This window comes from Geobacter sulfurreducens PCA, from assembly GCF_000007985.2.
Lineage (GTDB): Bacteria > Desulfobacterota > Desulfuromonadia > Geobacterales > Geobacteraceae > Geobacter > Geobacter sulfurreducens.
On sequence record NC_002939.5, the window covers coordinates 1,893,179 to 1,914,719 of the forward strand.

At 58.7% G+C, this 21,541-nt stretch carries 22 protein-coding genes; 2 read left to right on the forward strand and 20 right to left on the reverse strand.

The genetic code is table 11. The features are described 5' to 3' along the window. Nucleotides 1–20 precede the first annotated feature (20 nt). Nucleotides 21–1,031: an AmmeMemoRadiSam system radical SAM enzyme gene (amrS, locus tag GS_RS08635; protein ID WP_010942373.1), complete on the forward strand. Its 1,011-nt coding sequence runs from the start codon at nt 21–23 to the stop codon at nt 1,029–1,031. A 6-nt stretch (nt 1,032–1,037) separates the two neighbouring features. Here the strand turns inward: amrS and GS_RS08640 are convergent, their stop codons facing one another. The 11 genes from GS_RS08640 to iorA all read right to left on the reverse strand — a co-directional run bounded on the left by GS_RS08640 (nt 1,038) and on the right by iorA (nt 12,268). Beyond that, nucleotides 1,038–2,339, reverse strand: a complete 1,302-nt coding sequence (locus GS_RS08640; protein ID WP_010942374.1) for a phenylacetate--CoA ligase — start codon at nt 2,337–2,339, stop codon at nt 1,038–1,040. Nucleotides 2,340–2,343: 4 nt separating this feature from the next. Next, nucleotides 2,344–3,087: an ABC transporter ATP-binding protein gene (locus tag GS_RS08645; protein WP_010942375.1), complete on the reverse strand. Its 744-nt coding sequence runs from the start codon at nt 3,085–3,087 to the stop codon at nt 2,344–2,346. 16 nt (nt 3,088–3,103) lie between these two features. Then, nucleotides 3,104–3,856 carry an ABC transporter ATP-binding protein gene (locus GS_RS08650; RefSeq protein ID WP_010942376.1) on the reverse strand — a complete coding sequence of 251 codons (753 nt, stop codon included), beginning with the start codon at nt 3,854–3,856 and terminating at the stop codon, nt 3,104–3,106. After that, the gene (locus tag GS_RS08655; RefSeq protein ID WP_010942377.1) at nt 3,849–4,829 is read right to left on the reverse strand and encodes a branched-chain amino acid ABC transporter permease; all 981 of its coding nucleotides are present in this window, start codon (nt 4,827–4,829) and stop codon (nt 3,849–3,851) included. The genes GS_RS08650 and GS_RS08655 overlap by 8 nt, the downstream gene beginning before the upstream one ends. A 20-nt stretch (nt 4,830–4,849) precedes the next feature. Next, the gene (locus GS_RS08660; protein ID WP_010942378.1) at nt 4,850–5,734 is read right to left on the reverse strand and encodes a branched-chain amino acid ABC transporter permease; all 885 of its coding nucleotides are present in this window, start codon (nt 5,732–5,734) and stop codon (nt 4,850–4,852) included. A gap of 86 nt (nt 5,735–5,820) precedes the next feature. Continuing rightward, the gene (locus GS_RS08665; protein WP_010942379.1) at nt 5,821–6,963 is read right to left on the reverse strand and encodes an ABC transporter substrate-binding protein; all 1,143 of its coding nucleotides are present in this window, start codon (nt 6,961–6,963) and stop codon (nt 5,821–5,823) included. A gap of 18 nt (nt 6,964–6,981) precedes the next feature. Further along, nucleotides 6,982–8,118: an ABC transporter substrate-binding protein gene (locus GS_RS08670; protein WP_010942380.1), complete on the reverse strand. Its 1,137-nt coding sequence runs from the start codon at nt 8,116–8,118 to the stop codon at nt 6,982–6,984. A 21-nt stretch (nt 8,119–8,139) separates the two neighbouring features. Then, nucleotides 8,140–8,571: an ACT domain-containing protein gene (locus GS_RS08675; protein WP_010942381.1), complete on the reverse strand. Its 432-nt coding sequence runs from the start codon at nt 8,569–8,571 to the stop codon at nt 8,140–8,142. Between the two features lie 41 nt (nt 8,572–8,612). After that, nucleotides 8,613–9,920: a phenylacetate--CoA ligase gene (locus tag GS_RS08680; protein WP_010942382.1), complete on the reverse strand. Its 1,308-nt coding sequence runs from the start codon at nt 9,918–9,920 to the stop codon at nt 8,613–8,615. A gap of 15 nt (nt 9,921–9,935) precedes the next feature. Further along, nucleotides 9,936–10,514 (reverse strand): indolepyruvate oxidoreductase subunit beta, encoded by a 579-nt coding sequence (locus GS_RS08685; protein ID WP_010942383.1) that lies wholly within the window; start codon nt 10,512–10,514, stop codon nt 9,936–9,938. Beyond that, entirely contained in the window at nt 10,511–12,268 is a 1,758-nt protein-coding gene (gene iorA / locus GS_RS08690) for an indolepyruvate ferredoxin oxidoreductase subunit alpha (RefSeq protein ID WP_010942384.1), read from the reverse strand. The genes GS_RS08685 and iorA overlap by 4 nt, the downstream gene beginning before the upstream one ends. A gap of 219 nt (nt 12,269–12,487) precedes the next feature. On the opposite strand from iorA, the gene GS_RS08695 reads away from it, so the two are divergent. Further along, nucleotides 12,488–12,811 (forward strand): c-type cytochrome, encoded by a 324-nt coding sequence (locus GS_RS08695; RefSeq protein ID WP_010942385.1) that lies wholly within the window; start codon nt 12,488–12,490, stop codon nt 12,809–12,811. A 1-nt stretch (nt 12,812) separates the two neighbouring features. Here GS_RS08695 and GS_RS08700 read toward each other — a convergent pair whose 3' ends face one another. From GS_RS08700 to GS_RS08740, 9 genes are all read right to left on the reverse strand, one after another. Then, a complete protein-coding gene (locus GS_RS08700; protein WP_010942386.1) occupies nt 12,813–13,736 on the reverse strand; it encodes an exopolyphosphatase in 924 nt (307 codons plus the stop codon). Continuing rightward, a complete protein-coding gene (locus GS_RS08705) occupies nt 13,736–15,367 on the reverse strand; it encodes a Na/Pi cotransporter family protein (RefSeq protein WP_010942387.1) in 1,632 nt (543 codons plus the stop codon). The genes GS_RS08700 and GS_RS08705 overlap by 1 nt, the downstream gene beginning before the upstream one ends. Before the next feature lie 17 nt (nt 15,368–15,384). Continuing rightward, complete coding sequence (locus tag GS_RS08710) at nt 15,385–16,026, reverse strand: lipoprotein (RefSeq protein ID WP_010942388.1); 642 nt, start codon at nt 16,024–16,026, stop codon at nt 15,385–15,387. Between the two features lie 109 nt (nt 16,027–16,135). Then, a complete protein-coding gene (locus tag GS_RS08715) occupies nt 16,136–16,579 on the reverse strand; it encodes a hypothetical protein (RefSeq protein ID WP_010942389.1) in 444 nt (147 codons plus the stop codon). Nucleotides 16,580–16,583: 4 nt separating this feature from the next. Then, a complete protein-coding gene (locus GS_RS08720) occupies nt 16,584–18,158 on the reverse strand; it encodes an OmpA family protein (RefSeq protein ID WP_010942390.1) in 1,575 nt (524 codons plus the stop codon). 72 nt (nt 18,159–18,230) lie between these two features. Beyond that, on the reverse strand, nt 18,231–18,509 hold the full coding sequence (locus GS_RS08725) for an HU family DNA-binding protein (protein ID WP_010942391.1): 279 nt from the start codon (nt 18,507–18,509) through the stop codon (nt 18,231–18,233). 121 nt (nt 18,510–18,630) lie between these two features. After that, entirely contained in the window at nt 18,631–19,656 is a 1,026-nt protein-coding gene (locus tag GS_RS08730) for a hypothetical protein (protein WP_010942392.1), read from the reverse strand. 91 nt (nt 19,657–19,747) lie between these two features. Continuing rightward, a complete protein-coding gene (rlmD, locus tag GS_RS08735) occupies nt 19,748–21,064 on the reverse strand; it encodes a 23S rRNA (uracil(1939)-C(5))-methyltransferase RlmD (protein WP_010942393.1) in 1,317 nt (438 codons plus the stop codon). Then, the gene (locus GS_RS08740; protein ID WP_010942394.1) at nt 21,057–21,455 is read right to left on the reverse strand and encodes a hypothetical protein; all 399 of its coding nucleotides are present in this window, start codon (nt 21,453–21,455) and stop codon (nt 21,057–21,059) included. The genes rlmD and GS_RS08740 overlap by 8 nt, the downstream gene beginning before the upstream one ends. Nucleotides 21,456–21,541 lie beyond the last annotated feature (86 nt).

The following is a 21,541-nucleotide window of genomic DNA, read 5'->3' on the forward strand; positions in this document are numbered from 1 at the left end:
GTACGGCGCGGGAGGCGACCATGCGGGAAGCGATGTTCTACGAGCGGCTGAATGATAACCTTGTCCGTTGCGGTCTGTGCCGACATCATTGCCAGATCGGTGACGGTGCCCGTGGCATCTGCGCAGTGCGGGAAAATCGGGGAGGAACTCTCTATTCTCTCGTCTACGGCAAGCTGGTGGCGGAAAACGTTGACCCCATCGAGAAAAAGCCCCTGTTCCACGTGCTGCCGGCAAGCAGGTCCTTTTCCATAGCCACGGTGGGGTGCAATTTCCGTTGCCGTCATTGCCAGAACTATTCGATATCGCAGGTACCCCCCAAAGCCCCCATCGTGGGTGAGGACCACTCGCCCCAATCGGTGATTCGGAAGGCTCAGGCCACAGGCTGCCGCTCCATTGCCTACACCTACACCGAACCGACCATTTTCTTCGAGTTTGCCTACGATACCGCCCGCCTCGCCAAGGAGGCCGGGCTTCTGAACGTGTTCGTCACCAACGGTTATATCTCGAAAAAGGCGCTGGCTACAGCGGCGCCGTACCTGGATGCGGCGAATATCGACCTGAAGGGATTCAGTGAGGGATTTTACCGCGACTACATCCATGCCCGACTTTCCGAAGTGCTCGACTCGATCGTGGAGCACCGGAAGCTCGACATCTGGCTTGAGCTGACCACGCTCATCATCCCGGGATTGAATGATTCAGATGAGGAACTGCAGGGAATCGCCTCGTTCATAGCGGGCAATCTGGGGGTGGATACCCCCTGGCATGTGACCCAGTTCTATCCCACCTACCAGTTGACCGACCGGCCCCGGACCCCGGTGGCAACCCTGCGCCGGGCACGGGACATCGGCAAGGCGGCAGGGTTGCGCTATGTGTACGAAGGAAATGTCCCCGGTGAGGGGGGGGAGAATACTTTTTGCCCTTCCTGTGCCGCCCTGCTGATCGGCCGCCACGGGTATCTCATTGAAAGGAACAGGATCGAAAACGGAGCCTGTCCCGACTGTGGCGTCGCCATAGCGGGCATCGGCATGTGACCGCCGTCAGATTTTCCGGTTGTCTATGACCCGCTGGGCCTTGCCCTCGTGGCGCGGAATGCTGTTGGGCTCCACGAGCTTCACTGTTGCCCCCACGCCGAGGACCGAGTCTATCCGCTTTTCCACCATCTCCAGGAAGGCCTTCTGCTTCTTCATCTCGTCGAAGAAAATGTTCTCGGTCACTTCGATGTGCACTTCGAGCACATCCAGCGCTCCGTGACGCTCCAGAACGATCTGGTAATGGGGCTCGCACCCCTCGATGGCGAAGAGGATCTCTTCGATCTGGGAGGGGAAGACATTAACCCCCTTGACGATAAGCATGTCGTCGCTGCGGCCCATGGTCTTCTTCATCCGCACATTGGTTCTGCCGCATGCGCACGGCGAGTAGTCCAGACTCGTAATGTCGCGGGTCCGGTAACGGATCATGGGAAACGCTTCTTTGGTGAGGGTGGTCAGCACCAGCTCTCCGACGCTTCCCGGCGGCAGCACCTCCCCGGTTTCAGGGTCGATGATTTCCGCGATAAAAGCATCCTCTGAGATGTGCATGCCGCACTTGTACTCGCAGTCGCCGGCCACGCCCGGGCCGATGATTTCGGACAGGCCATAGTTGTCGGTGGCGCTGACGAAGAGGCGGTTCTCGATCTCCTTGCGCATTGCCTCAGACCAGGGCTCGGCCCCAAAGAGACCGACCTTCAGCGAAAGGCTTTTCGGATCGACCCCCATCTTTTCCATCCGGTCGGCAATGGTGATGGCATAGCTGGGGGTGCAGACGAGGGCCGTGGTCTTGTAGTCCTGCATGATCATGATCTGCTTTTCGGTGTTGCCGGCACTCATGGGGATGACCGATGCGCCAATGGCCTCCGCGCCGTAGTGAAGACCGAAGGCGCCGGTGAACAAGCCGTAGCCGAAGGCGATCTGGACCACGTCATCGTGGGTGACACCCGCAGCGGTCATGAAGCGGGCCACCAAGTTGGACCAGACCTTGATGTCGTGCTTGGTATAGCCGACCACAGTCGGCTTGCCGGTGGTGCCGGATGACGAATGAATCCGCACCACTTCCCGCAGTGGGACCGCGAACATGCCGTAAGGGTAGTTCAGGCGCAGATCTTCCTTGGTGGTGAACGGGAGTTTCTTCAGGTCGTCCAGCGACTGGATGTCTTCGGGAACAATGCCTCGTTCGGTGAATTTGTTGCGGTAACAGGTAACGTTCTTGAACGCCCTGTTGAGTGTTGCCTGGAGCCGTTCAAGCTGGAGCTGTTCCAGCTCCTCTCTCTGCATGCATTCGTACTGTTGATCCCAGATCTGCATACGGTTATCTCTCCCAGATCTCCTTTTTGTCCTTACCAAGGTATGCGCGCTGAACTTCTTTATTTTCAAGCAATTCAGAGGCTATTCCCTCAAGTATCACTTTACCTGTTTCTATGACGTAGCCCCTGTCGGCCATCTTGAGGGCTGCCTTGGCGTTCTGCTCGACCAGGAGCACGGTTGTTCCCCGATCGCGGCGCAACTGCTCGATAACCTTGAAAATCTCCTGAACCACCAGCGGTGCCAGCCCCATGGAGGGTTCATCGAGCAGCAGCAGCTTTGGCCGCGCCATGAGAGCACGGCCCATGGCGAGCATCTGCTGTTCGCCGCCGGAAAGGGTTCCGGCAGCCTGTTTGCGGCGTTCACGTAGGCGGGGGAACAGCGCGTAAATGTCATCCAGGTCTTTACGGATGTCGCCCCGCCCTTCCCTGCCACGATACCGGAGATAGGCCCCGAGCTCAAGGTTGTCCTCCACCGACAGGGGCTTGAACACCTGACGACCCTCTGGAACCTGGCAGATGCCGAGCTTCACTATCCGGTCCGGTCCGAGTCCGGCAAGATCCTGGCCCTCAAAAAGGATCTTGCCTACGGACGGCGGCGTGACCGCGGAAATGGAGTTGAGCATGGTGGTCTTGCCGGCACCGTTGGCGCCGATCAACGTAACGATCTCCCCCTTGTTGAGATGCAGGGAGATGTTTTTGAGCGCATGGACCTTACCGTAGTAGGTATTGATGTTCTTGATCGTTAGCATAGGTGACCGGATATGCCTAGCCTTCGCCCAGATAGGCCGCTATGACTTCGGGATTTTCCTGGATTTCACGCGGCGTCCCTTGGGCAAGAGTGCGTCCCAGGTTCAGTACAACGATCGCCTCACAGATGTCCATCACAAGCTCCATGTCGTGTTCGACCAGGGCCACGGTAACGCCCGACTCGCAGATCTTCTGGATCAGGCGCGCCAGCTCCAGTGTCTCGCGACTGTTGAGGCCCGCGGCAGGCTCATCCATGAGGATAAGTTTCGGCTCCAGCGCCATGGAGCGTGCAATTTCAAGGAGCCGCCCCTTGCCAAAGGGAAGATTGGCGGCCTCCACATCGGCCAGGTCGACAATACCGGTGAATTCGAGCCAGTGCAGCGCCCGTTCGCGCAGGCGCCGCTCTTCGGCCACCTGCCAGGGGGCACGAAACGCCGAGGCGAAGATGCCGCTTTTCCCTTTCGTATGGAGCCCCACCATGACGTTTTCAAGCACCGTCATCTTGCCGAAGAGCTCGATATTCTGAAAGGTGCGGACCATGCCGAGGGGGGCGAGTTTCTCCGGCGCCAGCCGGGTCACGTTTCGGCCGTCGAGCAGAACCGTTCCGGCAGTGGGGGTGTAGATGCCGGTCACGATGTTGAACAGCGTGGTCTTGCCGGCACCGTTGGGACCAATGATGCCGGTGATACCTCCACCCTGAACGGTAAAGGAAACGTCATCAAGGGCCGTAACACCGCCGAAGCGCTGGGTGATTCCCTGAACCTCAAGCATCGGCGGCTCCCCTACCCTCGCGGGAACGAAACCGCTGGAACAGATCCGGGATGCCGCGCACGAGCCCGCCGGGCATGAACATGGTCATGAAGATGAGGAGCAGGCCGTACACCACGATATCGTAGTCCTGGAACGCCCTGAGCAGTTCTGGAAGGAGGGTCAGGAGCGTGGCGCCCAGGAATGAGCCGTAGATGCTTCCGAGCCCGCCGATGATCACCATGGTGACCAATTCCACTGAAAAATTGAACCCGAACGATGTGGGCGAGACAAAGGTCATGGTATGGGCATAGAGGCTCCCGGCCACCGAGGAGATGACTGCCGACAGGGCGAATACCTGCACCTTCAGGAGGCGCACGTTGACCCCCATGACCCGGGCGGCCACTTCGGAGTCGTGAATGGCGCGCAGCCCCCTGCCGATACGCGAATTAACCAGGTTGACGGAGAGAAGAATGGTTACCAGGGCGATGCCCCAGATAAGATAGTAGTTTTTCAGGTCCGAATCAAAGGTCACGGAGCCGACCGCCAGATTCGGGATGCCGGGAAACCCCGATGGCCCGCCCGTCAACTCCACTGCTTCGTTGAAGAGGATATAGACGATAATCCCGAAGCCGAGGGTGGCCATGGCCAGGTAGTGCCCCTTGAGCTTCAGGATCGGGAAGCCAATGGCAAATGCAAGAGTGCCGACCGCGGCGGCGACCACCACCATGGCGAGCCAAGGATTCCACTCGTGGGTTGCGGTGAGGATGCCCGAGGCATAGGCCCCGAGCCCGAAAAAGGCCGCCTGTCCCAAGGAGATTTGCCCCGCGTAGCCAAGCAGCAGGTTGAGGGCAACGGCGAGCATGGTATGAATCCCGACAAAGACAAAGACGTTAAGCAGATAGCCTTCTGCTATGAATGTCGGCAGCGCCAGAATCAGCAGGGAGAAGCAGATGAATCTCACGCTTTGAAGCTTTACAAGAGATAATACGTTCATTGCGTTGATTTTCCGTTCATTTAGACACGCTCGGTCTCGCCCTTGCGGAACAATCCCTGGGGACGTACAAAGAGAATCAGCAACAGGATGATAAAGGCAATGGCGTCCTTATAGCCGGATGAGAAAAGTCCAGCGCCAAGCGATTCCAGGATGCCGAGGAGAATGCCGCCCAGGATGGTGCCGAGGCCGCTGCTCATGCCGCCGATGATGGCGGCGCAGAATCCTTTGAGGCCGAGCATGATGCCAACATCATAGGAGGTCATGGTGAGCGGAGCGATGATGATACCGGCCAGGGAACCCATGGCAGAGCTGATGGCAAAGGAAAAAAGCACCATGCGCCGCACGTCGATCCCCACGAGACCGGCGGCCCGACGGTTGTAGGCGCAGGCACGCATGGCCTTGCCGCTGATGGTGTAGTTGAAGTAGAGTTTGCTGCAGATCATGACCACAATGGTCACCGCAAATATCCAGAGGTGCTGTGGAAGGATGGTTGCCTCGCCCAGATGGATCGGCTCATTGCCCGAGAATGTGGGAATGGCGTGAGTGTCCTTGCCCCAGACGATCATGGCAATGCCGCGGATGAGAATGCTGCCGCCGATCGTGATGATGACGAGGCTGATAGGCGAGGCATTCTTCATGGGACGGATGGCGAGACGTTCGAACACTACGCCCACGAGGGTGGTGGCGCCGATTGCCAGGATTATGGCTACCAGCAGCGGCAGATTCAGGGCTGTCAGAAAAAAGAGCGTGAACATGCCGCCAAGCATCACGAGTTCGCCTTGGGCGAAATTGATAATGCCTGTGGCATTGTGAATGATGGCAAACCCGACCCCGATCAGGGAATAGATGGCTCCCGTCGAAAGTCCGGAGAGAAGATATTGCGCTATCTGCTGGCCTAAATTCATGCTGTATACATCCGGTTCACAATGAGGGAGCGCGGCCGGGACAGCCTGCGCTCCCAAGGTTCGATCGCAATGGTGCGGCAAGGACCTTACTTGACGAGAGCAAAGTCCTTGTTGTGGATCGTCACGAGGACGAAGGCATCCTTGCCGAGGCCGGCATGGTCGGCGGCGGAGTAGTTGAAGATGCCTCCAATACCCGCGAAGTTTCTGGTCTTCTCCAACTGGTCGCGGATGGCGGCAGGCCTGTCACCCCCACGCTCCAGGGCACCTTTCAGCAACATCACCGCATCCCAGGCATGGCCGCCAAAATGGTCACCCTCGGCCTTGAACTGCTTCTGGTAATCCTTGACGTATGCCATGAGCGACTTCTTCTGCTTGTCCGCGGCGGGAAGCAGGTCGGCGACGATGACCCGGCCCGACGGCAGAATGATTCCTTCGGCTGCATCGCCGGCAAGCTCGATGAACTTCTTGGATGACACGCCATGACTCATGTAGATGGGAATGGCGAGCCCGAGTTGCTTGGCGTTGCGGGCAATGACGGCAGGGCCGGGGTTGGTGCCCCAGCAGATCACGGCCTGGGCGCCGCTGCTGCGGATCTTGGTAAGCTGCGCCGTCATATCCGTGTCCTTGGGCCCATACGTGTCATCGGAAACGATCTGGATGCCGTGTTGCGCCGCCTGGGCCTTGAGTTGCTCGCGCCCGGAAGAGCCGAACCCGTCGGATACCGTCAGGATCGCCACTTTGCTCATCCTGAGGCGGTTGAGTTGTTCATAGATCTTTGCCACTGCAAGCCCGTCGTTCTGGGCAGTCTTGAAGACCCATTTTTTCACCGGTTCGGTGATCTTGCTGCCGGCAGCACAGGAAACGAGGGGAATCTGGGCCTTTTCCACGATAGGGATGACCGCCATGGTGTCCCCGGTCGTGCTGGGGCCGATGATGGCAACCACCTTGTCGTCCTTGATGAGCCGGTTGGCCGCCTGCACGGCCTTGGTGGCGTCGCCTTGCGTGTCATAGACGATCAGTTCGACTTTTCTTCCCTTGATACCGCCGGCGGCGTTGATCTTGTTGACCATCATCTGGGCGGTGTTACGTTCCGGTTCCCCCAGGAACGACGCCGGTCCGGTTACGGCGAAGAGTGCGCCTATCCGGATGGGTGACGCGGCAAATACGTTGGCAGCCAGCATCATGAACGATGCGGCGAGCGTCAGGATAAAGGATCCTCTTTTCAGCATCACACCCCTCCCCATGAGTTATTTGATCAGTTCCCAATCGCCTTTGGTCACGCGGACCATCTCGAATGCCGAAAGATCCAGACCGTTATGATCCGAGGGGGACATGGTGAAAATCCCCGAGACGCTGACGAGCTTCCGGGTCTGCTCAAGGCCGTCCCTGATCTGCTGGGGAGAGGTTCCCTTTTTCATGGCGCCGGAAATCAGGAGGAAGGAATCATAGGCGTAACCACCGAAGGTCGAAGCCTCCACGCCGTATGCCTTGCGATAGGATTCATCATACGATTTGAGCAACTTGTACTGGGGATCGTTCTTGGGGAGCTTGTCGAAAATGGCAAGCTTGCCCGCCGGCAACATAATCCCTTCGGCGGCATCGGCCCCGGCCAGTTCGATGAACTTTTTGGACGCCACACCGTGGCTCATGTAGAGCGGGACCTTGATCCCGAGTTGTTTCATGTTGCGGGCAATGAGTGCAGGACCGGGATTTGTTCCCCAGCAGATGACCGCGTCGGGCTTGGCCGCCTTGATCTTGGTGAGTTGGGCGGTCATGTCGGTGTCCTTGGGACCGTACACCTCATCGGCCACAATTCTGAAGCCCTTCTGGCCGGCCAGGGCCTTGAGCTGTTCACGCCCAGAGGAGCCGAACCCGTCGGAAACGGTGATAATGGCAAGAGACTTCTGCTTCAGCCTGGCCGCCTGGATCAGGATCTTTTCGGCAGCCACATGGTCATTGGCCGGGGTTTTGAATACCCACTTTTTGACCGGATCGGTAATCTTGATGCCCGCAGCGCAGGAAATGAGCGGGATTTTCTCCTTTTCCGCCAAGGGAATTACCGCCATGGTTTCGCCGGTGGTACTCGGTCCGACGATGACACTCACTTTGTCGTTCTTGATCAGTTTGTTGGCCAGTTGAACCGCCTTGGTCACGTCCCCCTGGGTGTCGTAGACCACCAGCTCAAGTTTGCGGCCGCCAATCCCACCCCTGGCGTTGGCGTCCTTCACCAGCATCTCCAGGGTATTCTTCTCGGGCTCTCCCAGAAATGACGCGGGACCGGTTATGGAAAAAAGCGCTCCGATCCTGAACGGTTCTGCTGCCGAGGCGATGCCGGCCACCAACAGACCGACGATACCGACGATAACAGCGAAGATTCTGTTCATGCTCCCCCCTCCCTGAAGTGGCTACATTGCGTACAGGCGTTCGCCCTCGAGGACAGTAAATCCGTTGTTGATAAGGGCTGTGATGGCCTTCTCTGTCTCATCAAAACGGAAGATGATCACCGCGTTCTCACCGCACCGCTCCACGAAAGCATACATGTATTCCACATTGATGCTCTCGCGGTCCAGCGACTGGAGAATCTGGGACAGTCCACCGGGCCGGTCCGGGACCTCAACGGCCACAACCTCGGTTTTGCTGACCGTGAACCCCCTGTCCTTGAGTACCTGCTTGGCCTTCTCCCGCTCATTGACGATAAGTCGCAGAATGCCGAAATCCGAGGTATCGGCCAGGGAGAGAGCCCTGATGTTGACCCCTGCCTCGCCGAGAATGCGCGTCACTTCCGCCAGGCGGCCCGACTTGTTTTCTATGAAGATCGAAATCTGCTCTACTTTCATGGCTTCCTCCCGTGAGGCCGGAATGGTTGCGTGATGTTCCGTCAGCTGATCAGCCGGTTGTCGATGACCCTCTTTGCCTTACCCTCGCTCCGGGCGATGGTCTGGGGCTCCACCAGCCTCACCTTGCAGGTGACGCCGAGCAGGTCCTTGATCTCCTTCTCGATCCTGTGCGAAAGGGCCTGGAGCACCTTGATCTCATCCGAGAAGAGCTGCTCGTCCACCTCGACCTGCACCTCAAGAGTGTCGAGGTTGTCCTTGCGATCGATGATGAGGAGATAGTGAGGCTCGACCCCTTCGATCCGCATGAGGATCGATTCGATCTGGGACGGGAAGACGTTGACTCCGCGGATGATGAGCATATCGTCGCTGCGTCCCGTCATGCGCGAAAGGCGGGCATGGGTGCGTCCGCAGCTGCACGGCTCGTAGGTGAGGCTCGTGATGTCCCTGGTGCGGTAGCGAATAAGAGGGATGCCTTCCTTGGTGATGGTGGTGATGACCAGTTCGCCCCTCTCGCCTTCGGGCAGGACCTCACCCGTCTCAGGATTGATGATTTCGGGAATGAAATGGTCCTCCCAGATATGGAGGCCCTTCTTGGCTTCGCGGCACTCGATGGCCACGCCGGGCCCCATGATCTCTGACAGGCCGTAGATGTCGATGGCGCAGAGGTTGAGCTTCTGCTCGATTTCGGCGCGCATTGATTCGGACCACGGCTCGGCACCGAAGATGCCCACGTGAAGCTTGAGCTGGCGGAAGTCCACCCCTTCCTCCCGGGCGGCTTCTGCCATGAACAGGGAGTAGGAAGGGGTGCAGGTGAGGACCGTCGAACCGAAGTCCTTCATGATCATGATCTGCTTCTTGGTGTTGCCGCCGGACATGGGAATGACCGAGGCTCCCAGCCGCTCGGCACCGTAGTGGGCGCCGAGGCCGCCGGTGAACAGTCCGTAGCCGTAGGCATTATGGATAATGTCGCCCTTGTGGACGCCGGCGGCGGCAAAGGAGCGCGCCATGAGCTCCGACCAGATTTCGATGTCTTTCCGTGTGTAACCGACCACGGTCGGCTTGCCGGTGGTCCCGCTCGACGCATGGATCCGAACGATGTCGTCCATGGGGGCGGCAAACAGGCCATAGGGGTAGCTGTCGCGCATGTCCTGCTTCACGGTAAAGGGAAGCCGCCGGAGATCGTCGAGGGATTTGATGCAGCCGGAGATAATGCCGGCGCGCTCGAAGCTTTGGCGGTAGAACGGCACGGACGCCTGAACGCGGGCCACGGTCGCCTGGAGGCGCTTGAGCTGCAGAGCTTCCAGTGCCTGGCGGGGAAGCGTTTCAAACTCTTCGTTGTGGTAACTCATGTACAACCTCGATTGTTACAGGGCTCTGCCCAACTGGAAAGCCTTACGGTTCACATCGAGCGCCTTTGGGGGAACCATCCGCTCCAGGGCCTTGTGCCAGCACTCGTCAGGGATATCGAGCTGCTTGGCCACGGCGCCCAGGAGCACCGTATTGGCGGCCCTGACATTGCCGGCCTCGGCGGCGAGATGCTGTCCGTCCACCAGGAGGAAATCGGGGAACAGCGCCCGAATCCTGTCCGGCAGATCATCGGGGTAGCTCGCCTGCCCCAGGAGAACCGACGGTGGCGAAATGCGCAGATCGTTGGCCACCACCGTCCCCCCCTTCCTGAGCAGGGGCAGGTAGCGATAGGTTTCCATCAGCTCGAAGCCGAAGAGGATGTCCCCCTCCCCTTCGGGCACGATGGGTGAATGGACTTCCTTGCCGTAGCGGACATGGGAGACAACACTCCCTCCCCGCTGGGACATGCCGTGGATTTCGCTCTTTTTCACGTCGAACCCGGCCAGCATGAATGCCTCGGAGAGGATTTCAGACGCGAGCAGTATTCCCTGCCCGCCCACGCCCACCAGGAGGATGTTGGTGATGGTGTCGCTCATTGGGCCCTCCCGATGGCATTGAACTTACAGAGCTGGCGGCAGACATCGCAGCCATTGCAGAGCAGTGGGTCGATCTTTGCTTTTCCCTTTTTGCCATCCGGAGCAGGGATCCACTCGATTGCCGGACAACCGATCTTCAGGCACGCCTTGCAGCCGGTGCAGTGATCCTGGTCGACGGAGAGCACAAGCCCCTTCTGGAAGACCCCCTCCCGTTTCACCAGCACGCAGGGACGGTTGGTGATGATTACCGACGGCTCGGGACGGTTCATCTCTTCCTGAAGAGCCGCGCGGGTCTGGTCGAGGTCCAGGGGGTCCACCACCCGCACGTGTCGAATGCCGAGGGCAGTGCAAAGCTGGACCAGATCCACCGCGTTGGTGGAATCATCCATAAGGGTCCAGCCGGACGCCGGATTGTCCTGGCGCCCCGTCATGGCCGTGATCCTGTTGTCGAGAATCACCACCGTTGCAGGGGCTTTGTTGTAGGCCATCTCCATGAGGCTGTTGACGCCCGTGTGGAGGAAGGTCGAGTCGCCGATCACTGCCACAACCTTTTTCTTCTCTTCGTCCGAAAGGACGCGCACGATGCCACTAGCGCTGCTGATGCTCGCCCCCATGCAGACACAGGTATCCATAGCGTTGAGGGGGGGCATGAAACCGAGGGTGTAGCAGCCGATGTCACCGGTCACATAAGCCTTCAGCTGGTTGAGCGTGAAAAAGACGCCGCGATGGGGGCAGCCGGGGCACATGTTCGGCGGACGACCCGGAAGATTCTCCACCGTCACCTGAGGTGCCCCGGGGATGCCGAAGGCGGCACGCAGCCGGCCCGGTGTCAGTTCTCCGCACAGCGGAATTGCCTCCTTGCCGGTGACGCTAATGCCGGCAGCCTTCACCTGATCCTCGATAAACGCGTCCAGCTCCTCCACCACGATAAGCTTCGTGACCTTCGAGGCAAACTCCCTGATGAGATCCATCGGGAGAGGATACACCATGCCGAGCTTGAGCACCGAGGCGTTGGGGAACACCTCGCGGACATACTGGTAAGACACCCCCGCGGTGACGATACCGAGTTCCGTGTCGCGCATCTCCACCCGGTTGACGGCAGCGGTACGACCATAGTCCGCAAGTTTCAGGAGCCGCTCTTCCACGAAGGGGTGCCGCACCCGGGCATTGCCAGGGAGCATGACGAGCTTGGCGGGATTCTTGACGAGCTTCGGCGTGGGGAGTCCGGTTGCCGGTTCACCCAGCTCCACGATCGATTTGCCGTGGGATATCCGGGTGCAACTGCGGAGCATAACCGGGGTATCGAACTGCTCCGAAATTTCGAATGCAAGCCTGGTGAAATCCTTGCACTCCTGGGAATCAGCCGGCTCCAGCATCGGGACCTTGGCGAACCGTGCATAGTTGCGGCTGTCCTGCTCGTCCTGGGACGAATGCATCTCGGGGTCATCCGCCACGACCAGCACCAATCCGCCACCCACCCCGGTGTACGACAGGGTGAAGAGCGGGTCGGCCGCGACGTTGACTCCCACGTGCTTCATGCAGGCGATGGAACGGCCGCCGCCGAACGAGGCGCCGATCGCGACCTCAAGGGCAACCTTTTCGTTGGGTGCCCATGAAGCGTCTATCTCCTTGTAGTTGACAATGTTCTCGAGGATTTCGGTGGAGGGGGTACCGGGATAGGCACTGGCAACCTTTACCCCCGCCTCGAAGGCTCCTCGGGCGATGGCTTCGTTGCCTGATAGAATTTCCTTCATGGTTGTCTGGTTCCTGAAAAATAAAATAAGGGGCATGCCCCCCTAAAAAGGTGCAAAGACTATACAAATAAGGGGATTGTAAGTCAACTGCTTTGTAGAACGGGTTTTTACTGCCAAAGAACTGTTTGATCAGGCCAAACTCGCCCGGCCGGTTGACAGTGTGGCATACTCTCGTACCATGTGAAGAAAACGAAGTAATTCAGTAACCGGGAGGGCACTATGAAGCGGGTTGTCAAGGGAGCGGTAGTGGGACTGGGTCTATGTGTGCTTGCATTGCCTGCGGATGCTGCCGGGCAGGCGGACAGGGGCAGAGAGCTTTTTGGAAGTACGCAACTGGGAACGAGCGGCAAAAGCTGCAGCAGCTGTCATCCGGGCGGGAAGAAGCTCGAATGGGCCGGCTCCAGCTACGACGACGCGAAGCTTGCCGCCATCGTAAACCGTTGCATCGAAAAGGCCCTCAAGGGGAAACCGCTCGACCCGGGCGGAGAAGACATGAAGGCCCTTATGCAGCACATCAGGAGCTTTGGGAATCCCGGGGGCTAATCTATTCATCCGTGCGGGCAAGGCCGATCAGGGCACCTTCCAGCAAGCCGAAGTCGCTGACGGTCATGGATTCGAAGCCGAACAGGTCCATCGTGGCGAGTGTTATGAGCGTTCCGGCCACGATCAGATCCTCCCTCCCCTTTTCCAGGCCGGGCACCGCCAGGCGTTCGGCCGGGGAAAGGGGAAGAAGCAGGGCCAGAATACGCGCGATTTCATCACGGGACAACAGGTGGTTGTTGACTCGCCGATAATCGTAATCGGTCATTCCCAGACTGATGGCTGCCAGGGTCGTTGCCGTGCCGGCGGTGCCCACGAGCGTCGCTCCCGCAAGCTGTCCATCGAGTGCCCTGCCGGCCAGCCGTTCCCTGAGCCCGGCGAGTTCGCGCCCGACTTTCTCCTCCATGGCCGGCAGGTCGGACTTGCCTTCCGTCAATCTCACCACCCCCAGGGGAAGACTCTCGGTGTACAGAGGAGCGTTCCCGCTGGCAAGGGTGTATTCAGTGCTCCCTCCCCCCACGTCAAAAACGAAGAAGCGGCCCTCCTTCCGGTCAAGGCCCGACAGGACCCCCGCCAGAGTCAGAAGAGCCTCCTCTTCGCCGTCGATCACTTCCAGACTGATGCCGGTCCGCTCGGCCACGTCGGCGCAAAAATCCCCGCCGTTCACGGCGTCCCGAACCGCGCTGGTCGCTACGGCCCGCACACGGACGACTCCCGCGCGGTTCATTTCATCCGCAAAGTCGACAAGAGCGGCCAGTGAGCGGCTCCACGCCTCCGGCGAAATCCCCCGTTCCTTTGTAAACCCTCCACCCAACCGGGTGATGTGGCGCTTTACGAGCAGGTGCTCGATCCGGCCCGCCTCTACTGATCCGATCAGAAGCCGGGCCGTATTGGTGCCAAGATCGATGGAGGCTGCAGGGAACGACATCAGGTGAACTCCTTCCTGGTTTCAATGATGGTGACACTTGAATCGGCGATTTTGACAAAGGCCGTAATCATATCAGCGTAGATGATTCCTGCACGAACGGAGCATTTGCCTGCAGAGAGGCGCTTGATGTGTCCGTCGAGCATTGCCTCACGCTGCCGACCCACGTCATCGCGCAGCGACCGGCCCTGCTCAACGGCATCGGGCGGCGGATTATCCATGGTCTCGACCGCAAGGTCAACGAGCTTTTCCACCGTCCGGGCAAGGTGCCTGATCTCGGTCATGGCGGCGTTGGAAAAGAGGAGCTTTTCCTCCTTTTTGCGCCTCAGATAGTCAAGGACCGCCTCGCTCTGGTCCGCCACATGTTCCAGTTCACCGATCAACTGGAGCATGACCGGGATTTCCATTGATGCCTCGGGCGCGAGTTCACGCCGCGACAACGACACGAGAAAATCGGTCAGATCCCGCTGAAGGATATCGACCGCGTTCTCCTTCTGGCGGATGCCCACAGCCTTTCGGGCATCATAACGGAAAAACTGCTCGACCATTTCAGAATACATGGTCAGGGAGATGCCAGCCATGCGCCTCAACTCGCTGCGTGCCTGCAGCAACGCAATCGGAGGTGTATTGAGCACTCGCGGGTCGATGAACACGGTGCGCGCCTCCACGCTGGAAGCCCTCTCGCTGCCGGGAATGATGCGCGGGGCGGTGCGCGCGAAAAAGCCGATAAGCGGCAGGAAAATCACCGCGCTCATGATGCTGAACAGGGTGTGGGTATTGGCCAGGACCCGGGAGATGCCGGCGGACGATGCGATATCCTCCGGAGAAATGTAGGTGACAAAGGAAAGGTAGGAGGGGAACACCAGCATCACGACCACGACGGCAAGAAGGTTCACCATGAAGTAGAAAAAGACCGTCCGCTTCGCTTCAAGCGTTCCCCCGATCGAGGCAAAGGCGGTGATGACAGAGGTGCCGAGGAGTTCACCGATCACCATGGCGGCTCCGGTTTCAAAGGATACCAGGCTGCTCCCCGCCAGTGCCATGATCACGGCGATGGCGGTACTACCAGACTGAACGAGCAAGGTGAGCGTCGCACCGAACAGAACAGCGGCAATCCGCTTGGAAACGAACATGTCCTGGTGGGTGAACACAATGGCGTATTCCTGAAGGGGCTGGAGATTCGACTCCATGATGCGAAGCCCGAGGAACAGGAGGCCGGCGCCCAGGATGAGCTCACCGGCGTTCACCCACCTCCGCCTGCGGAGAAAGCAACGCAGGCAGACTCCGACGAAAACGGCCGGAAGGGCAAAGGAGCTGATCTTGAAGGCAATGAACTGGACGGCCAGGGTCGTGCCGATGCCGGTTCCCAGGAGAATGCCCAGGGCCTGGTAGAGAGAAATGAGCCCCGCGTTGATGAAGCCGACCGTGATGATGCACGCGGCGCTGGACGACTGGAGGAGCGACGACAGGGTGCTGCCGAGAAGGGCTGCGGTCAGTCGGTTTCCGGCAATGCGCTCCAGGTGGCGCCTAAACCGGTCGCCGGCAATCTTCTGGAGTCCCTCGGACATGGTCTTCATGCCGAGGATGAAAACGCCGAGCCCGCCCAGGGCTTCTAGGATGGAGAGGTACTGCATTGGTCCGATGGCGGAGGCTACTTGCCGACCGCGAAGGGGAAGAGAAAATCGGGCGCTACCGACTTCGAGCTGCCGCTGCGGTAGATAAGGAGTTTAACTTCCTTAACCGCCCCGAGATCGATCCGGAAATAGACGAGACCGGTCGACTTTGCTCCGGGGATCACCGGGTTGGCCGCCAGCGCGCGAGTCTGGATGTCCTGGGGATAGACTTCGTAGTAGTAGGGAAGCTGCGACTCAGTGGTGTTGTAGAAGGAGGTCCTTTCGTAGTCTTCCAGGTAATAGAACCCGACGTAGGGATATGGGATGAGGTAGTAGGAATCTCGGCTCATCAGCTCCTTGACCTGCTCGGGCGTCAGAGGGAGGTACTGGCGATTCTCTCCGTCCAGCAACAGGAAGGAACCCGTGTCGAAACCGATTTCCCGCGAGGATTGGTTATCAATGGTGACCACGAAGGCGGTCACTGTGCCGTCAAGATTGTAGGAGACCATTTCCGTGTTGGAATTTGCCACAGTAATGGATACGCCGTCTTTGGTGACGGTCTGGGAGTTGTCGGAGAGGTTCACGACTCCCTGCGGGACCTGCAGGGGAACGACTTTGATGCCGCTGCAGCCGGCAAGAAACACTATGGTAATGAGCAACGCGTAAACGTGGGCTTTCATGGCAGGACCCCCTGAATGGCTGGCGAACAGGAAAGAGTGTAGCATGTTTCGGCCCGGCTGTCCCTGCGAGATTGCCGGCTGAGAATGGATACCCGATTGTCCGTGCGGTTTACGGTTGGGACGAAGTACCGGCCCGCGACACATGCACTGCCGTAAAATCATCGGGAAGCGTCAGGATACGGATGAATTCACGTCCTTTGCCCGTTGGTTCGGGTGCCGCGGCAAGAAGTATATCCCGGGAGAGGGAGTGACTGCGGCGGAGGTATTTTTCAGCCATCATGGCGAGGTTGAGGGAATTACGCGCCCGCTCCTCGTCACTGCCTCCCCGGCGTGCGCCCCCTTCGATCATGATGATGCGCCGGCCATCCCGGGCAGCTACCCGGGCTGCCGCAGCGTCCAGCTGTTTGCGGACGGAGCGGTCCAGGCTGAACGTCTCGCCCGAGGAACGTATGAATGCGACCTCTTCTCTCGGCTGCTTCTCAGCCGCAAAAGCGGGGGCGCCGGTGAGCACACCGAGGGCTATAACCAAACATGCAGGTATGAGTCGTCTCATGGATTTACTCGTCCTTGGGGATCAGAAACAGTATCTCGCCCCGGCGATTGAGTTTTCTCCCTTCGGCAGTCTTGTTGTCGCCAATGGGCTTTGACTTGCCGAGCCCCTTGACAAAGAGGCGGGACGGGTCGATCCCTTCGCGGGCAATGAGATAGCTGGCCACTGAAATGGCACGTTTGAGCGATAAATCCATGTTGTAGCCGACCGAGCCGATGTTGTCCGCATGCCCGTCGATTCGGAGATAAACCCACCGTTTGTCCCTGCGAATCTGCTCGGCAACCTCGGAAAGGGCCTTTTTCCCTTCGGCGGAAAGGCTCCACTGATCGAAATCGAAGGATACGTCCGGAAAGCGGAACTTGCGGTAGACGGTCATTGCTTCCGGAATATTCTCGTGCACGGCTGATGCCACCTGGAAATTCTGTCCCTTGACGTCGACACTGTACAGCGGGGTAACGCCTTCCAGTCTGCTCAGCGTGTATTCAAGGGCCACATTCTCGTACCCGTCCACGGACCGGGTGGCCAGGCGCACCTCTTCTCCCCCCTGCCCCAGTGCAACCTCTTCGGATGCGGCAGCCACCGCAACGGGCGCATTGGCGGCCTGGGCGGCAAGAGTCACCTTCCCGTACGGCTTGATAACAACATCTTCCTTGTCCTGACCAAGGGGGACCTCAAGCTTGCTGACCGGAGCAGGCTGGGAAAGGGAGCTGATCAGGAGGGGGGAAATCGGAATGATCTTTCTGATCTTCACTGGTTCTTGCTTCTTTTGCTTTTCTTCCTCGAAATCACCGCCTCCCAGTCGAGGGACCGGCTTGATGTAGGTACCGACGCCTTGACATGCCGTGAGCCCGGCCACGGCGCGCCAGTCGGGGCTGGCATCGGAAAGACCGAGCCCGCCGGCAAGATTGAGGGTGAGATGCGGCGAGATGTAGTACTGGAATCCGAGGAGCCCCTCCAGGGGAGCGTCTTGATCTGCGAAGCGTCCGGTGCTTCCCGTCAACTCTGCCGTAAGCCTCAGGCGGGTTGCGGGCGTATAGTCGATGCCGAAACCGTAGAGGATTTCATCATCAACCGACCTGTTGGCATAAGAGCCAGCGAAGAGGTAGCCCAGATTGCCGTGCACGCCGAGTTGTTCGGAGGAATAGGAGGTGATGAGTCGGCCGCCGCCGTGGGTTGTTCCATCCACGTCGGGGTCTTCGGAGATCTGCCGCTGTACGAAGAGATCGACTGCAGCCTTCAGGGGGGAGCTTCTCTTGCCGAGAAAGCGAAGTTTGGTTCCTATTTCGGCGTAGCCCCGATCGGTCTTGTCCTCATCGCCGTTGAACAGCAGGTTCGGATAGTTGCCGTATATTTCCCAGAACGAGCCTATGCCGAGCGTGAGCGACGCGGGGAGGGTCAGGGCGTTATCCGCCTGCGTACCGGTGCCTATCCCCCACAGACCGACGCAGATGTTGCCCGCGTCGAGGGTTTCGGCCGACGGGACCGTGATGAGTCCCGTCTCGCCGCTGGTGGACGGATTAGCAAAAACCTCCGAGGCGAGCAGCGAGAGGAAGATTGTAAGAATTACCCGAAGTCTCTGCATTAAGAGGTGTCATCCGGAACGCTGACCAGTAGAGGTTATGATCACCTGCTCGCCAAAAAGGAGAAGCTGCAATCACTTGCCGTCAACGCGCTCCTTCAGCTCCTTGCCGACCTTGAAAAATGGAAGTTTCTTGGGTTTGACCTCAATGGGTTCGCCGGTCTTGGGGTTACGCCCCGTATAGGACTTGTAATCCTTGACGACAAAACTCCCGAAACCGCGAATCTCGATTCGCTCATTGCGGATCATCGCACTGCTCATTGAATCGAATACGATATTGACGACTTCTTCGGCCTTTTTGTAGGTAAGGCCCTTCTCCGCCGCCAACGCCTCAATCAGTTCGGATTTGTTCATTCCCGTCCTCCTCAATAAAGTGAATAAACTACGATCTGCATCGCATGAAAGCGAGAACAGTATCCGTTACTATCTCTTCGGCGGGCGGGAACGAAACTTTACCGATGAAGTCGAAATAATTTCAGCAACATCGCAGTTGTTTCGCCACGTACGCTGCGTCAGCGTGACGTCCGCTCGCCTCGAGCATTGGTACAAGCCGTTGCGCGGCCTCCTTTTTCAGTGCGCCGCCAAGGAGACGGGAGTAATGCTCAATGGCCGCATCATGCTCTCCCCGGGCCTGACGAAGATCTCCCAGGAACAATTCAGACTGTTCGGGGAGGATGCCCCGTTGGAGCATACTCTCCAACAGCGCAATCGCCTCATCAAAGCGGCTGCTCTCGGCCAGAAACTGGACAAGCCCCAGGTTGCCGAGAGGATTTTCCTCATTGAGCTGCAAACAACGGCGCAACAGCGCTTCACACCGTCTGCGGTCTCCCTCGCGGTGCGAGAGAAGAGATAGTTCGTAGAGGAGCACATCGTTTTCGCCCTGGGCCAGAAGACGCTCAAAGATGACCCATGCCGTGCCGAGGTCTCCTTCGTGTGCAGCCAAATAGCCCTTTGCAAATTCCTTTCCCAAACTGAGATAACGCTCCGGCAAATCGCCCGGCAAGGGGCGAACCAAGAGCTCAAACCGGTCAGACTCTGAGAGACCGTCTTCAGAAATCTCCGCAGAATCACTGGGATGGCAACTCGAGGATGAGCATCCCCCGCCACAGCCCTTTGAGTGGACATGCTTGGCCGGCTGGGGAGTCGATTCCTGTGAGGAGAGCAACGAGGAGAGAAGTTTTTCCGTCTTTTCCCGTATGGTTACGTCATCTGCCAACTCAAGTGACAAATTAAGGTGATCCTCGGCCTTGTGCATGTCACCCCCCCGGATGCAAGCCTCGGCCTCCGCGATGTTGGCTTCTGCCAGCCGGTTGCCGGCTATGGCCATCTTTTCTCTGATGGCCGTCGATAGGGCGGCGGATGACGGATCGGATGCGTCGAGAGCCTCCAGCGCATCATCAAATGCTACCCGTGCATCGGCGTAACGTCCGGCAGCGAGAAACTTGTCCCCCTTTTCCATACAGCTGGCGGGATCTTTGCGAAACAGCTTCTTGAAAAACATGACTACCTCCCGAAAAATCTTCTTTGATGTCGTACCTAAAAGAAAATAGCTGACCGACCGGAGTCGAGCCGTTACTGTGTAACGTGTAACGTCAGGAGCGTATCAGGAGCGTTACGCTCTCTATGTGGTAGGTCTGAGGAAACATATCGACGCCATGGCTGCCGACTACGCGGTATCCAGCCTTGCGCAGCACTCCGAGATCGCGTCCGAGCGTCGGCGGATCACAGGAGACGTACACGATACGTTCCGGAGCCAGTATCGCCACCTCGCCGACCGCATCCCGGGCACCGGTCCGGGGGGGATCCAGGATGACCGTATCGAAATGCTCACCCGCAGCTCTCAGGCGGCGGGTGCCGTCGGCGGCGTCGATGGCGATAAACTCCACATCACCGATCCCATTGAAGTCCGCGTTTTTCCGCGCGTCGTCAATTGACGGCCCGTAGTCCTCGACTCCAACGAGCTGAGCTCCGCCGGACGCCAGGGGAAGCGAAAAATTACCGTTGCCGCAAAACAGATCGAGCACCCGTCGGCCGGGCCCCACTCCGGCCAGGTGCAAAGCTTTGCTCACCAGCACCCGGTTCTGGCGATAATTTACCTGGGAGAACCCTCCCCTCCTGAACGACAGGGACAGGGGGCGCCCCTGATCGCCCAGCCCAGGAACGGTATACGACAGTGAATCGACTCCCCAGACGTGCATGATGGAATCCTTGCGCCCGCACTGGAGATGAATGCCGGTCACCGAAGCCAGATGAGGCTGGATCGAGCGAAAAAAGTCGGCGGCTCGACCGGGATTGTCTCCGATATAGTGTACGACCAGAAGAACGTGTCCGTCTTCGCCGGTTGCAGCGTCAATCTGGGGAATCTTGTCCGGTTCGGAGAAATCCGGCAGAACCAATCTCAGGTCCCGCAGGGTCAGATTGATGGCGGGGTCACAGATGACGCATTCCGCGGGCGCATCGATCACATAGTGAGATCCCCTGCGATAAAAGCCCATGTGCAGGCGCCCGCCGCTCCACCGTATCTTGAACTGAGCCCGGCACCGATAGCCAAAGGGATTATCCGCAACGGCAAAGGGGGCGACGGCGTCCCGTTCGACCCGTCCGAAACGCCACAGAGTATCGACGAAGATGCGCTCTTTGGCTTCCGCCTGGGCATCGTAGCGCAGGTGCTGCCATGAACACCCGCCACAGATCCCGAAGACCGGGCACGGCGGTGCGATGCGGTCGGGTGAGGGCTCAAGAATCTCAAGTGTCTCGCCCTCAAGATAAGACGGTTTGTCAACAGCAACCCGGATGCGGACGAGGTCGCCCGGAGCGGTAAACGGCACGAAGCAGGCTTTGCCCTCAAGTCGCCCGAAACCTGCCCCGCCGAAGGCGAGGGATTCAATGCGGATACGCGCCTCAGTCATGGCCGGAAACAAGGAACCCTGGCGCCTTCAGCCGTTTGCTGCGGGCGCGTTCCAGCTCCGATTGAACGAACCGTATCGGAAAAGCAGAAGATGAAACATATCCAAGCGAATGGTTCATAAAATGCGCCATCAGCTGCTGCTTCACGTCGTCCGCCAAAGAAGTGGGAACCCCCATCTGCTCAACGAAACGGCGGTAACTTACGTCATCGCCCAGAAGGCGGCGTGCGTCTTCGAAAGCAGTAAAATCCTGAAAATGAGAGACATCGAGCCGGATTTCACAGAGGATTTCCAGCCGCACCAAGTGAAAATCACCGAAATAATGACGTGTATGGTCCAGAAAGCGAACCGTGAGACCATTCTGGAGGGGAACTTCGCGTAATATCGTAGCCATAGTGTATGAAACTGACCTTCGTTGGAGATCTCGTGATGACGCATTGAGCATAATACGCCTGACCCATTGAAGTAAAGGTGATAATC